This is a genomic window from Microbacterium sp. NPDC091662 (genome assembly GCF_044756705.1).
Taxonomy (GTDB): Bacteria; Actinomycetota; Actinomycetes; order Actinomycetales; family Microbacteriaceae; genus Microbacterium.
The window spans coordinates 763,047-776,223 of sequence record NZ_JBIVTM010000001.1; the positions used below are offsets into that span (position 1 = coordinate 763,047).

10 protein-coding genes are annotated in these 13,177 nt (G+C 68.8%); 5 read left to right on the forward strand and 5 right to left on the reverse strand.

Features of this window, described 5'->3' with window-relative positions; translation table 11 throughout:
* Nucleotides 1-63: 63 nt before the first annotated feature.
* Both ACIQLD_RS03745 and ACIQLD_RS03750 read right to left on the reverse strand, forming a co-directional pair.
* A complete protein-coding gene (locus tag ACIQLD_RS03745; protein WP_402605154.1) occupies nucleotides 64-1,092 on the reverse strand; it encodes an aldo/keto reductase in 1,029 nt (342 codons plus the stop codon).
* Between the two features lie 219 nt (nucleotides 1,093-1,311).
* Nucleotides 1,312-3,588 carry a polyribonucleotide nucleotidyltransferase gene (locus tag ACIQLD_RS03750; RefSeq protein ID WP_402605157.1) on the reverse strand — a complete coding sequence of 759 codons (2,277 nt, stop codon included), beginning with the start codon at nucleotides 3,586-3,588 and terminating at the stop codon, nucleotides 1,312-1,314.
* A 360-nt stretch (nucleotides 3,589-3,948) separates the two neighbouring features.
* On the opposite strand from ACIQLD_RS03750, the gene ACIQLD_RS03755 reads away from it, so the two are divergent.
* Nucleotides 3,949-5,259 carry a UDP-glucose dehydrogenase family protein gene (locus tag ACIQLD_RS03755; RefSeq protein ID WP_402605160.1) on the forward strand — a complete coding sequence of 437 codons (1,311 nt, stop codon included), beginning with the start codon at nucleotides 3,949-3,951 and terminating at the stop codon, nucleotides 5,257-5,259.
* 21 nt (nucleotides 5,260-5,280) lie between these two features.
* Here the strand turns inward: ACIQLD_RS03755 and ACIQLD_RS03760 are convergent, their stop codons facing one another.
* Nucleotides 5,281-7,221 carry a GDSL-type esterase/lipase family protein gene (locus ACIQLD_RS03760; protein ID WP_402605163.1) on the reverse strand — a complete coding sequence of 647 codons (1,941 nt, stop codon included), beginning with the start codon at nucleotides 7,219-7,221 and terminating at the stop codon, nucleotides 5,281-5,283.
* A gap of 139 nt (nucleotides 7,222-7,360) precedes the next feature.
* Here ACIQLD_RS03760 and ACIQLD_RS03765 point away from each other — a divergent pair, with 139 nt between their 5' ends.
* Both ACIQLD_RS03765 and ACIQLD_RS03770 read left to right on the forward strand, forming a co-directional pair.
* Nucleotides 7,361-7,945, forward strand: a complete 585-nt coding sequence (locus ACIQLD_RS03765; protein WP_402605166.1) for a DedA family protein — start codon at nucleotides 7,361-7,363, stop codon at nucleotides 7,943-7,945.
* Between the two features lie 31 nt (nucleotides 7,946-7,976).
* Nucleotides 7,977-8,153 carry a DUF5302 domain-containing protein gene (locus ACIQLD_RS03770; protein WP_017830923.1) on the forward strand — a complete coding sequence of 59 codons (177 nt, stop codon included), beginning with the start codon at nucleotides 7,977-7,979 and terminating at the stop codon, nucleotides 8,151-8,153.
* 71 nt (nucleotides 8,154-8,224) lie between these two features.
* Here ACIQLD_RS03770 and ACIQLD_RS03775 read toward each other — a convergent pair whose 3' ends face one another.
* Nucleotides 8,225-9,664 carry a cation:dicarboxylate symporter family transporter gene (locus tag ACIQLD_RS03775; RefSeq protein WP_402605170.1) on the reverse strand — a complete coding sequence of 480 codons (1,440 nt, stop codon included), beginning with the start codon at nucleotides 9,662-9,664 and terminating at the stop codon, nucleotides 8,225-8,227.
* Nucleotides 9,665-9,809: 145 nt separating this feature from the next.
* Between ACIQLD_RS03775 and ACIQLD_RS03780 the strand changes: the two genes are divergently transcribed.
* Both ACIQLD_RS03780 and ACIQLD_RS03785 read left to right on the forward strand, forming a co-directional pair.
* Nucleotides 9,810-11,090: an ATP-binding protein gene (locus tag ACIQLD_RS03780; RefSeq protein ID WP_402605173.1), complete on the forward strand. Its 1,281-nt coding sequence runs from the start codon at nucleotides 9,810-9,812 to the stop codon at nucleotides 11,088-11,090.
* Nucleotides 11,087-11,776 (forward strand): response regulator, encoded by a 690-nt coding sequence (locus ACIQLD_RS03785; protein WP_402605176.1) that lies wholly within the window; start codon nucleotides 11,087-11,089, stop codon nucleotides 11,774-11,776. Before ACIQLD_RS03780 ends, ACIQLD_RS03785 begins: the two co-directional genes overlap by 4 nt.
* A gap of 3 nt (nucleotides 11,777-11,779) precedes the next feature.
* On the opposite strand, the gene ACIQLD_RS03790 is transcribed toward ACIQLD_RS03785, so the two are convergent.
* Nucleotides 11,780-13,132: an FAD-binding oxidoreductase gene (locus ACIQLD_RS03790; protein ID WP_402605179.1), complete on the reverse strand. Its 1,353-nt coding sequence runs from the start codon at nucleotides 13,130-13,132 to the stop codon at nucleotides 11,780-11,782.
* Between the last annotated feature and the right edge of the window lie 45 nt (nucleotides 13,133-13,177).

Sequence of the window (13,177 nt, forward strand, 5' to 3'; positions counted from 1 at the left end):
CTCGCTTCATCGCCAGCATCCGCCGGGCCTCCCTCCCACCCTATGTCACAGGTGGGAGGATACTCAGTTTCCCGCCCGGGTGAGCTCGGCGACCTGACTACGCGAAAGCGAGACTCCCGCTCCCTGCATGAGTTCGTCGACGTGATCACTCGCGAACGCGTTGACGATCGGCGCGGCGACCGTGCGCTGGGCGAGCAGCCACGCCACCGACACCGCCGCGACGGGAGCGCTCACCTCTTCGGCGACCTGATCGAGCGCGCGCAGGATCTTGATCCCACGGCGGTTCAGATGCCCACGCAGCTGCTCTCCCCGCACGCCGCGTGACGTGAGCGCCTTGCTGCGGTGGCGTCCGGAGAGGAAACCGTGTTCGAGCGCGTGAGAGGGTGTGACCGCGAGGTTCTGCGCGCCGGCCACGAGCCGGAGATCGCCCTCGAACGGCTGACGACGGATGAGGTTGTACGGCGCGTCGATCACCTGGATGCGCGGATAGCCGGCCGAGGCGAGGATGCGTGCCTCGACGAGACGCTCCGGCACGAAGCCATAAGCACCCAGGGCGCCGATCTTGCCGGCTTCCGTCAGCCACTCGACCGTCGCCAGCGTGTCTTCGAGGTTCGTGGTCGCGTCGAGCGTGGCGTCGAGGTACAGGACGTCGATGCGATCCACGTCGAGCCGCGTCAGGGAACCTTCCACTGCGCGGACGAGATTGACCGAGCCGAGACCGGGGTTGTCGGCATGGGCGCCGATGCGCACGCTCAACACGCTGCGGTCGCGCTGACCGCGAGAACGCAGCCACTGCCCGATGATGTGCTCGCTGCGACCGCCCGAGAAGCCGTCGGCCGTGTGGATCGCGTTGCCGCCGAACTCCACGTAGCGGTCGAGGATGCCGTGGCTGGTCTCGAGATCGACGTTCCAGCCGAACTCGGCGGCCCCCAGCATCAGCGGGAAAGTCTCGTAGCCGGTCTCGCCGAGGTCGGCGCGGATCGTCTCTCCTATCCCGGGTCCGACGATCGGGATGGGCGCGGAGGGATGCTCGGCGACGCCCTGCTGGGCGCGTTCCTCAGACGCTCCTGCGCCTACGCTGAACAACCGCATACTCTCTCACCCCCGCGTCGATCGGTGCGTGCCGACCTGCGTACCTGCTGGATCTGCACCCCCCGGTGCGTACTTCGAGGGTAAGCGAATTCGACGAACGTCCTGACCAATCCGGGGAACGGCGCGGAAACACCAGATAACGATTTGGTCACACCGTCGGACGACAGAACCCGGGCCCTCCGTGCGGAGAGACCCGGGTTCCGGTCCGAACGTTTGCGCTTACTCGGCGGCGGCGTCCTCTGCGGGCGCTGCTTCAGCGGCAGGAGCGTCGTCGAGAACGGGCTCGAGCGAGAGCTTGCCGCGGTCGTCGATCTTCGTGATCTTCACGAGGATCTTCTGGCCGACCGAGAGCACGTCGTCGACGTTCTCGACCCGCTTGCCACCGGCGAGCTTGCGCACCTCGGTGACGTGCAGGAGGCCGTCCTTGCCCGGGAGCAGCGAGACGAACGCACCGAAGGTGGCGATCTTCACGACCGTGCCGAGGAACTGCTCCCCGACCTCCGGGTTGGTGGGGTTGGCGATCGCGTTGACCTGTGCGCGGGCGGCCTCGGCCGAGGGGCCGTCGGTCGCGCCGATGTAGACGGTGCCGTCCTCCTCGATGGAGATCTGCGCACCGGTCTCGTCCTGGATCGCGTTGATCGTCTTGCCCTTCGGGCCGATCAGCTCACCGATCTTGTCGACCGGGATCTGCACGCTGATGACGCGCGGCGCGGTGGGCGCCATCTCGTCTGGAGCGTCGATCGCGGCGTTCAGGACGTTGAGGATGGTCAGACGAGCCTCACGAGCCTGGGTCAGCGCGCCGGCGAGCACCGACGACGGGATGCCGTCGAGCTTCGTGTCGAGCTGGATCGCCGTGACGAACTCGCTGGTGCCGGCGACCTTGAAGTCCATGTCGCCGAGAGCGTCTTCCGCACCCAGGATGTCGGTCAGAGCCGCGTAGCGGGTCTCGCCGTTGACCTCGTCGGAGACGAGACCCATCGCGATGCCGGCGACGGGGGCGCGCAGCGGCACACCCGCGTTCAGCAGCGACAGGGTCGACGCGCAGACGGAGCCCATCGAGGTGGAGCCGTTGGAGCTCAGCGCCTCGGAGACCTGACGGATCGCGTAGGGGAACTCCTCGCGGCTCGGCAGCACCGGCACGAGGGCGCGCTCGGCGAGGAAGCCGTGCCCGATCTCGCGACGCTTCGGCGAACCGACACGGCCGGTCTCACCGGTCGAGTAGGGCGGGAAGTTGTAGTGGTGCATGTAGCGCTTGCTCGTCGTGGGCGACAGCGAGTCGATCTGCTGCTCCATCTTGAGCATGTTCAGCGTGGTGATACCCAGGATCTGGGTCTCGCCGCGCTGGAAGATCGCGGAGCCGTGCACGCGCGGGATGACCTGCACCTCGGCGTCCAGCGGACGGATGTCCGCCAGCCCACGGCCGTCGATGCGGGCACCCTCGGTGAGGATGCGACCACGGACGATCTTCTTGGTGACGGACTTGTACGCGGCGGAGAACTCGAGCGGAGCCGCGGCCGGGAGCGAACCCGCCTCGGTGGCCTCGATGAGCTCTGCCTTGACGCGGTCCTTGATCGCATCGTCAGCGGTCTGACGCTCGACCTTGTCGGCGATCTGGTAGACGTCGCTGAGCTCGGCGAACGCGCGCTCGGAGACGAAGCTGTAGACCTCGTCACTGTACGCGGGGAAGACCGGGTAGACGCCCGGCTCCTTCGACGCCGTCGCCGCGAGCTCGGCCTGAGCCTTGACGAGCTGCGCGATGAAGGGCTTGGAGGCCTCGAGGCCCTGGGCCACGATCTCCTCGTTCGGCTTGGTGGCGCCGGCCTTGATCAGGTTCCAGCTGCCCTCGGTGGCCTCGGCCTCGACCATCATGATGGCGACGTCTTCCGTGCCGTCGGCCTTGGTCACGACACGACCGGCGACGATCAGGTCGAACACGGCCTCCGAGACCTGCTCGGCGGTCGGGAACGCGACCCACTGGTCGGCGTGCTCGCCCTGGCCCGGGATGAACGCGAGGCGCACACCGGCGACCGGACCCGAGAACGGCAGACCGGAGATCTGCGTCGACGCGGACGCGGCGTTGATCGCGAGGGCGTCGTAGAACTCACCCGGTGCGATCGAGAGGACGGTGATGACGATCTGGACCTCGTTGCGCAGGCCGTCGACGAACGACGGACGCAGCGGACGGTCGATCAGGCGGCAGACGAGGATCGCCTCGGTCGAGGGACGACCCTCACGACGGAAGAACGAGCCGGGGATCTTGCCTGCGGCGTACGAACGCTCTTCGACATCGACCGTCAGCGGGAAGAAGTCGAAGCCCTCGCGCGGGTGCTTGCCTGCGCTGGTGGCCGAGAGGAGCATGGTCTCGCCGTCGAGGTACGCGGCGACTGCGCCCTGAGCCTGCTGCGCGAGGCGGCCGGTCTCGAAGCGGATGGTGCGGGTGCCGAAGCGGCCGTTGTCGAGAACGGCCTCGGTGGCGGTGATTTCAGGACCTTCCAAGAGGTCTCTCCTTCTTTGTTTAGACTCGCGAATCCATGTGACGCGCGAGCGTGTTCAAAGGAGCGGAACGGAGGGGTTCGGGCGCGCGGGCACTCCCGCGAATCTCGCCTGCGCTGGCCACCAGTAGAAAGCCACCCGACATCCGCCGAGGAACCCACCACAGGGGACCAGCTTCTCCGCCGATCGCTCCATGAGTCGATGTGAAATTGTGCGGTTGACACACGTCAACCTCATCCACCCTACCAGCGCAGACATCGAATCCTGCGTCTCGTCGCGCATCGCGGATCCGACATCTCGCGTCCACAGCCCGTTCACCGTGTGGACTCCGCGAAGCGGCGGGCGTCCGCTGTGGTGGACCCCATGCGCTTGTCAGTGATCGGCTGCGGCTACCTCGGTGCCGTCCACGCCGCCGCCATGGCCTCCATCGGACACGACGTCATCGGCATCGACGTCGACGAGCAGAAGGTCGCAGCGCTCGCATCCGGCGCGGCGCCGTTCTTCGAGCCGCGACTCCCGGAGCTCCTGTCGGAAGGCCTCCGCTCGGGCCGGCTCCGCTTCAGCGGTCGGATGGCGGACGCCGCGGGCGCGGACGTGCACTTCCTCGCGGTCGGCACCCCGCAGACGCCGGGTGGTCACGCCGCGGATCTGCACTACGTCGATGCGGCGATCGACGGGCTTCTCCCCCATCTGCGCGTCGGCGACATCGTCGCCGGCAAGTCCACCGTGCCGGTCGGCACGGCCGCCGGAGTGGCCGAGCGCATCGCCGCCACGGGAGCGACGCTCGTGTGGAACCCCGAGTTCCTGCGGGAAGGCTGGGCCGTGCACGACACTCTGACCCCGGACCGCCTCGTGGTCGGCGCCGAGGCGGGTACGGCCGGTGAGCGGGCGGTCGGCGTCCTCCGGGAGGTGTACGCGCCGGCCCTGGAAGCGGGGACGCCCTTCCTGGTCACAGACCTCGCGACAGCCGAGCTGGTCAAGGGCGCCGCGAACGCATTCCTGGCCACGAAGATCTCGTTCATCAACGCGATGGCAGAGATCGCAGAGACCTCGGGTGCCGATGTCGCTCTGCTCGCCGACGCGCTCGGCCACGACACCCGTATCGGCCGACGCTACCTCGGCGCGGGCATCGGCTTCGGCGGAGGGTGCCTTCCGAAGGACATCCGCGCGTTCGCGGCGCGGGCAGAGGAGCTGGGACGCGGTGAAGCGGTGGGTTTCCTGCGCGAGGTCGACAGCATCAACCTCCGGCGCCGCGATCGGGCGGTGCAGCTCGTGGTCGACGCGCTGGGCGGACTCGTGTTCGGGCGTCGGATCGCCGTGCTGGGTGCCGCCTTCAAGCCGTTCAGCGACGACATCCGCGACTCACCGGCACTCGACGTGGCCGTGCGGCTGCGAGGACTGGGCGCGGACGTGGTCGTGACCGACCCCGCCGCCGTCGACAACGCCGCTGCGGCCCACCCTCAGCTGGGCTACACCCATGACCGCGATGAGGCTCTGCGAGAGGCCGACGCCGTCGTCGTGGTCACCGAATGGGACGAGTACCGCCGCGACCTCTCGCCCGAGCACGCCGGCGCTCTCGTGCGCGGCCGGATCATCGTCGACGGACGCAACTGTCTCGACTCCGCCTCGTGGCGTGCGGCGGGCTGGCAGTACCACGGCATGGGGCGGCGCTGACCGCTAAATCGGAGAACGACGTCAGCGGGCGATCGCGGTCCGCGCCGCGGACGAACGACCGAGGTAGACGTAGTCGTCGTGCTTCGCGAGCAGCCCGTCACCCGCCGCCCGACCGTGCAGGCGACGCCAGACCCAGGGCAGCGCGTGACGGCGCCACCACACGCCGGCGCCGATGGGTTCGTGCTCGTGCATCGCCGCATCGAGCACCCCCAGCGCGTCGGCGTCGGGCACCCCGAGCATCTCCCCCGCGCGGTAGGCGAGGAAACGGTGCCCCCGGCTGCTGAGGTGCACCAGGTCTTCGCCCCAGTTCGGGCGCTCACCCAATGAGGGATGCAGGTCCGTGTCGATCAGGATGGCTCCTGTGCGAGCAGCGATACCGGTCAATGCGGTCGCGAAGGCGGAGAACCTCCTGGTGTAGAGGGACGCCGCGCGTCGTGCGGGGAGGAACGGCGTCACCAGAAGCACGTCGGCGCCGATCCCGCGCAGCTGTCGTACCGCGCCCTCGAGCTCCGCGGCGAGCGCAATGACGTCGACACGGCGCTTCACGAGGTCGTTCGCCCCGATCAGGATCGACACGAGGTCGGGGCGCAGCTCGAGTGCGCGCGTCAGCTGCAGGCCGGAGAGGTCGATGACGCGCTGGGACCGGACCGCCAGGTTCGCGTAGTGCAGACCTCCCCTGGCGGCGAGCAGCAGCGCGAGGCGGTCGGCCCATCCGCGGAGGGCACCGTCCGGCGCTGGGTCGCACAGTCCTTCCGTGAGTGAGTCGCCGAGGGCGATGTAGCGGTGCCATCGACGGGCGGTGACCGGTGCGGACGGCTCCGGTCGCACGATGCGGCGGGAGCGCGCCGCGGAATCGGCCCTCTGCAGCATCCGAGCCTCGTCGAAATGGTCGAGGAGCTGGTCGCAGACGCTCTCCCAGCTGCGTTCCTGCACGGCTTCGCGACCCGCCGCGCCGAATGCGCGCCGCTTGCGCGCATCTCCGACCAGGTCGGCCACGCGCATCCGCAGGTCGTCGAGATCTCCCGGCCGGTACAGCCAACCGTCGATTCCCATGCGCACGAGGTCGAGCGGGCCGCCGCGCCCAGTAGCGACGACGGGGACACCACTCGCGTGGGCTTCCTGTAAGGTCTGCCCGAAGGTCTCGCTCTCGCCCGGGTGCACGAAGAGGTCGAACGACGCCATCGCCGCAGCCAGCTCATCGCCGTCGAGGTGACCGAGGAACAGGGCGTCGGGGAGAAGGCTCTGCAACCGCGCCCTGCGGGGTCCGTCTCCGACGATCACCACTCGTGTCCCCGGGATGTCGCGTAGCGCGGCGAGGTCTTCGACCTGCTTCTCGGGAGCGAGGCGTCCCACGTAGCCGATCACGACGTCGGCGCCCCAGTCAGAGCGGAGCGCATCCTGTCGCCGAGTGGGCTGGAAGCGTTCGGCATCGACTCCTCTCCCCCACAAGCGGACACGATCGATGCCGAGCGAGGCGAGCTGTCGTGCGGAGTCCGCCGAAGGGGCCAGGGTGATCGTCGCACGCCTGTGCAGGCGGGCGATGTGGGTCTGGGCGATGCCCGTGGTCGCGGCGATCCGGTAGCGCTCGGTGTAGGCCGCGACGTCGGTCTGGTAGGCGGCGACGGCGGGCAGGCCGAGGTGTTCGGCTGCGAGCACCCCCCGCCATCCCAGCGCGAACGGCGACGCGAGGTGCACGACGTCGGGCTGGAAGCGCGCGAGTGAGGATGCGATCCGGCGAGCGCTCGACGTGCCCACCCGGACATGACGGTATCCCGGCAGAGCGAGGCTGGGGATCGCCTCGATGTGCGCGCCGCTCACCTCGGTGGGCACACCGACCGCGGCGGGGGCGACGACATGCGCCTCATGCCCGCGCCGCTCGAGGTGTCGCAGGATCTGCAGCACCGAGCCGGTGACGCCGTTCATGTGCGGAAGGAAGGACTCCGTGACGATCGCTACTCTCACAGCCCCAGGATGACGGGGCTCGAGTGCTCCTTTCGCCGGAGACGCCCCCTGGCACCGGATGTTCACCGGATGCTGGAGAACGGGTCACCGGCTATCCGGTCTTTGGTTCCCGTTCACCCGTTGCGGCCACAGTGGCGACGTGCCGACGGATCTGCTGACCGCATCGCTTGCCAGCCCGTGGAGTCTGGCGGTGATGGGGCTGCTCGTCGTCGGCGATGCCTTCTTCGTCGTCGTGCCGGGTGAGGTCGCGGTGACGGCGCTCGGTGCGGTGGCGGTGACCACGGGTTCCCCGCCGCTGTGGGCTGTGGTCGTCTGCGCGGCCGTCGCCGCGACCATAGGAGACGCCTGCTGCTATCTCATCGGCCGTTCGGTGGGCACCGAACGCTGGCGGTGGATGAGGATGCCCCGTGTGCAGCAGGCTCTGATGTGGGCCCGCCGCCGCTTGGACGGCGGGATGGCGACCGTACTGTTCACCGCCCGGTTCGTGCCGTTCGCGCGACTGGCGATCAACCTGGTGGCCGGAGCCTCGCGCATCCACCCTCCTCGCTACCTCGCACTCGTCGCCCCGGCCGCGACCGGGTGGGCGCTCTACCAGGCGGCGGTGGGTGCAGCCGTTGCAGCGATCCTTCCGGGCGGCCCCCTCGTCGCGGTGCCGGTGTCGATAGCCTTTGCGATCGCGCTCGGAGCGGTGATCGACCTGTGCGCGCGCCGCACCAGAGGGTGACCGGTCGGACCGGGTGCTCTAGGCTCGGGGCATGAGCACCGAAGAAGGCGCCTCCTCGTCTGAGGAGATGAAGCGCAAGTTCAAGGAAGCGCTCGAGAAGAAGAACGCGCACCACCGGCAGGGCGAGGCACACCTCGACGGCGACTCCGCCGTGCACAGTGCGAACGCCCCGCAGACCCGGCGCGAGTTCCGACGCAAGAGCGGTTGACCGCGCGGATGCGGGAGCCGGCTCGGCTGGACTCCCGCATCCCTCACCCTCTCGTCGTGCGCGATCTCGCGTCAGGCACGGTCGGCGCGAAGCCTGGCCCGCTCCTCCTTCGCCGCCATCTCGGTGACAGCCGCCTCACGCAGCTCCTGCATGTCCGCGGCCTGAGGGGTGTCGGCATGCCCGTGGGCGTCGACGCCGTCGAGCAGGGACTCATCGAACGGCAGCTCGCCGCTGAGCACGCGCCGCACGCGGTCGCGGTCGATCTGCTTCGTCCACGTGCCGATGAGGAGCGTCGCCACCGCGTTGCCGGTGAAGTTCGTGAGCGCGCGGCCCTCCGACATGAACCGGTCGATGCCGACGATCACGCCGACACCGTCCACCAGATCGGGACGGTAGGCCTGAAGACCACCGGCGAGGGTGGCGAGACCCGCACCGGTGACACCTGCTGCGCCCTTACTCGCGATGATCATGAAGACCAGCAGACCGATCTGCTCGCCGATCGTCATCGGCTGCCCCATACCGGTGGCGATGAACAGCGAGGCCATGGTCAGGTAGATCGCCGTGCCGTCGAGGTTGAACGAGTACCCGGTCGGAACAGTGATGCCGACGACCGGCTTCGACACCCCGACGAACTCCATCTTCGCGATCAACCGCGGGAGCGCCGACTCGGAGGACGAGGTGCCGACGATGAGCAGGTACTCCCTGGCGAGGTACTTCATGAGGGAGAAGATGTTCACCCGCGTGACCGTCCACAGCAGCACTCCGAGGATCACGACGATGAACAGGATGCAGGTGACGTAGAACGCGACCATCAGCGTTCCGAGGCTCCAGATGGCGGCGACGCCGGTCTTGCCCACTACCGCGGCGATGGCGCCGAAGGCTCCGAGAGGCGCGAGCCACAGGATCATGCCGAGGATGCGGAAGACCAGCTTCTGGAGCTGCTTGACCGCCTCCATGATCGGGGCACCGCGATCGCCGAGACCCTGCAGGGCGAAGCCGACGAGCAACGCGATGAACAGCACCTGCAGCACACTCTCACCCGTGAACGCCGAGAAGAACGTCGTCGGGATGATGCCGAGGATGAACTCCTGCGTGGTCTTCGCCTCCGCCTCGACCGCATCGTAGGTCGACGACGCCATGTCCAGACCCGCACCGGGGTGGATGATGTTGCCCACGACCAGTCCGATCGCGAGCGCGAACGTCGACATCACCATGAAGTACAGCAGTGCCAGCCCGCCGATCTTGCCGACCGTCGCCGCCTTGGCGATGGATCCCACACCGACCACGATGGTGCAGAAGATGATCGGGGCGATCATCATCTTGATCAGCGCGACGAACCCTTTGCCCAGTGGCTCGAACGCCTGCCCGACCTCCGGCCACACGAGCCCGACGACAGCACCGAGAACGACCGCGAGAAGCACGGACACATACAGCCAGGTGTGCCGATCCCACGATTGCTTCCCTCGCCGCCAATTGAACTTCGGCAGTGAGAATCCTGTTGTGAGCGCCATCGCGTCCTCCTCGATCATCGACGTCTTCGTCTGGTGGGCGGCTGCTTCGCCGCCGATCAGAGTTCACGGTCTCCGACTTCACGCATCGAGGCGAGTTGTGGTCGTATTGGTCACGGCACCTGACCATCGACGATCGGAGGAAGCGATGGCGCACACCTCCCGCACCCGCAGCACCGCATCCCGCGTCTTCGCGGTGCTGCTCGTCGCAGCCGTCGTGATCGGCGCTCTCGTGGCGGTCTACCTGGTGGTCGAGGCACAACGGTCGATCCGCGCCGAGGCGGAACGGGTGACGGCGGCCACCGCGGCCGCGTTCGCCGCCTCACCCCTCGTGGTCGACGGTCTGCGTTCGAACGATCCCGGCGCCGCCACTGCGGTGCTCGAGCCCTACTCGCTCGCGGTGATCACCAGTGCAGGACTCGACTTCATCACGGTCATGACGCCGGACGGCACGCGGATCACTCACCCCGACACCGACCAGATCGGTGGACGATACCTGGGAACGATCCCCGCGTCCCCCACGACGCTCACCGAGGAGTTCACCGGCACGCTCGGCCCATCGGTGCGCACGATCACGCCGGTGACGACGCCGGACGGCGCGCTGATCGGGTGGGTCTCGGCCGGCGTGACGACCGAGACGATCACCGACACGCTGATCCGCCGCCTGCCCCTCACCCTCGGCATCACGATCGGCCTCGTCGCCCTCGGCGCGGGCGGTGCGGTGATCGCCCGACGTGTGACTCGCCGCATCGCCGGCGATCTACCTCCCGGTCAGGTGCGCGACGCGGTATCTTCCTACGAATCGATCCGCACTCTGGGCGAGGCCCTGCGTGCGCAGACCCACGAGCACGGGAACCGGATGCACGCGGCAGTCGCCCTGCTCGAGCTCGGCCGTCGCGACGACGCGATCGAGATCCTGACCGAGACATCGCGACAGAGCCAGTCGCTCGTCGACCAGGTGACCGCACGACGACACGGGGATCCCGCCGTGGGCGCTCTCCTCCTCGGCAAGGCCTCGCAGGCCAAGGAGCGCGGCATCGACTGGCGGGTGCGCATCGAGCCCGACACGCCTCGCACGCCCCTGTCTCCCGTGGACGCTGTCTCGGTGCTCGGCAATCTCGTGGACAACGCCATGGACGCCGCCGCCGATTCCGACGATCGCTGGGTGCAGGTCGCCCTCCGACCGCACGGCACCGGGATCGTGCTGGAGGTCTCGGACAGCGGTCCCGGTATCCCCCCTCCCCTGCGGGAGCGGATCTTCGATCAGGGATACTCCACCAAGCCCGCCGACGCGCAGGGGCGCGGCGTCGGACTCGCACTCGTGCGTTCCGTGGTCACCGGCGCCGGCGGATCCGTGACCGTGACCGGTGATCCGACCACGTTCCGGGTCGTGCTCCCGGCAGCAGGATCGCGAAGGTCTCCCCCATGATCCGCACACTCATCGTCGATGACGACGCTCTGACGCTCGAGCTGCATCGCGACTACGTGGCCCGTCTCGACGGGTTCGTCGTCGCCGGCGAGTGCACGGGAGCCCGAGCCGCCGTGAGCGCCGTGCTCGATCGACCCGATGCCTTCGACCTCGTACTGCTCGACATCACGATGCCCGACGGCTCCGGTATCGACGTGCTCCGCGCACTTCGTGGTCGCTCGGCTTCCGTGGATGTGATCGCCATCACCGGCGTGCGCGACGCCGACGCCGTCAGGCAGATGGCCGCGCTGGGCGTGTTCCAGTATCTGGTGAAGCCCTTCCCCTTCGCGGTGTTCCAGGAGCGTATGCAGCAGTACCGGACGCATCGGGAGCAGGCGCGGACCACCGACGGCGAAGCCACGCAGGCAGAGATCGACGCGTTGCTCGGTCGCTCCACGGGGACGATCCCCCTCCCCAAGGGGCTCTCGGCGGCATCGCTCGACAGAGTCACCGCAGAGTTGCGCGCCGACGGTCCTCTCTCGGCGAGCGAGGCTGCCGAGAGACTCGGCATGTCGCGGGTCGCCGTGCGCCGATACCTGGAGCACCTGGTCGTCGAGGGTGTGCTCACCCGGTCTGCACGCTACGGCACCCGCGGCCGGCCGGAGACCGAGTACGACTGGAAGAGGCGACCCGGCCCGCAGGCCTGACCGTCAGCGCGGCAGCCGTCCCTCGTGCAGCACGGCGTGCGGATCGAAGCGCGCTCGCAGATCGCGAAGCCGTGCCACCTCGTGCTCGGAGCCGCAGCGCTCGAGGGTCTGCTCCGGCTCGAGAAAGGTCGCCACGGTCTGCGACGCCTCGTTCGGTTCCAGCAGCTCTCGGAACGCGGCGAGACTCGTCTCTCCTGGTTCTGCGGGCACGCCGGGAATCACCGGCACGAGAGCGTGCAGCAACCAGCCCACGGATTCGAGCGAGGCGAAGCCCGCACGTCGCGGTGTATCGAGGGCGCCGCCGAGCATCCGGATGTCGATGCCCATGATCGGCCACTGCTCCGGCAGCTCGCGGAACTCGAGGAGGGCGTCGATGGTCGCATCGTCGAGCACGCTGAGCGCCATCGACGCGCCGCGCCCCGGCGTGGGATCGGTCGGCTCGTTGGACGCGGCCGCGAGTGCCGCCGGCGACGTCGGCCCGGTGATCTCCCTGCGCACTGCTCCGGCGCGCCGCACTCCGTCGATGAGCTCCTCCTGCGGCCCGTCCGTCGACAGCGCCTGGACCGTGAGGAAGCTTCTTCCCCTGATCTCCTCCGGGAGCTGCGGGGCGTCCGGCATGCGCATCGAGTTGAGGAAGACATTGAGCGTCGACGGAGCCGAGGGCACGAGATCGCGGACAGCGCGGATCACGGCCGGAGCATCGGCGACGTCGAAGGTGAGGTTCGCACCCCAGACGGCGGGCGCCCGGACCAGATCGATCTCGATCGCGGTCACGATCCCGACGAGGCCGCCGGCACCTCGCAGCGCCCACATGAGGTCGGCATCGGTGTCATCGTCGACCCGCTCGTGCGTACCATCGGAGCGCAGCACCCACGCCGCGCGCAGGTTGTCGGACCCGAGACCTGCCGTGCGGCTGAACCACGAGTGTCCGCCGCCCAGTGTGTACCCTGCGACGCTCACCACCGGACTGGTCCCTGCCGGAGCGACCCATCCGGTGCCTTCGAGCGCCTCGACGACCGCTCCCCAGCGCACGCCCGCACCGACTCTGACGATGCCGCTCTCGAGGTCGACATCCAGATCGTCGAACGCGCCCATGCGCACGAGCACGGTGCCGGCCAGGGACCCGGAGGCCCCATGACCACTCGGCTGGATCGCGAGCGGAGTGCCGGACTCCCGCGCCGCGTTCAGCAGCGCACGGAGGTCTTCGACGTCGGCCGGTGTCGCCACCGCGTCCGGTCGCTGCTCGATCGCGAGATTCCACGGCTGTCGAGCCGCATCGTAGGCGTCGTCTTCGGGGAGGACGAGGGTGCCGGTGAGTCGTTCCTGGAGGGCGACGAGCGCGGGGTGTGTGGGCATGACGCCACCGTACGATATCCCTCGGACATCGTCGATGGCGTCATG

Coding starts and splice junctions, on each gene's coding strand:
- ACIQLD_RS03785 (WP_402605176.1), top strand. CDS start 11,087: ATGATCCGCACACTCATCGTCGATGACGACGCTCTGACGCTCGAGCTG.
- ACIQLD_RS03745 (WP_402605154.1), bottom strand. CDS start 1,092: ATGCGGTTGTTCAGCGTAGGCGCAGGAGCGTCTGAGGAACGCGCCCAG.
- ACIQLD_RS03780 (WP_402605173.1), top strand. CDS start 9,810: ATGGCGCACACCTCCCGCACCCGCAGCACCGCATCCCGCGTCTTCGCG.
- ACIQLD_RS03755 (WP_402605160.1), top strand. CDS start 3,949: ATGCGCTTGTCAGTGATCGGCTGCGGCTACCTCGGTGCCGTCCACGCC.
- ACIQLD_RS03770 (WP_017830923.1), top strand. CDS start 7,977: ATGAGCACCGAAGAAGGCGCCTCCTCGTCTGAGGAGATGAAGCGCAAG.
- ACIQLD_RS03775 (WP_402605170.1), bottom strand. CDS start 9,664: ATGGCGCTCACAACAGGATTCTCACTGCCGAAGTTCAATTGGCGGCGA.
- ACIQLD_RS03790 (WP_402605179.1), bottom strand. CDS start 13,132: ATGCCCACACACCCCGCGCTCGTCGCCCTCCAGGAACGACTCACCGGC.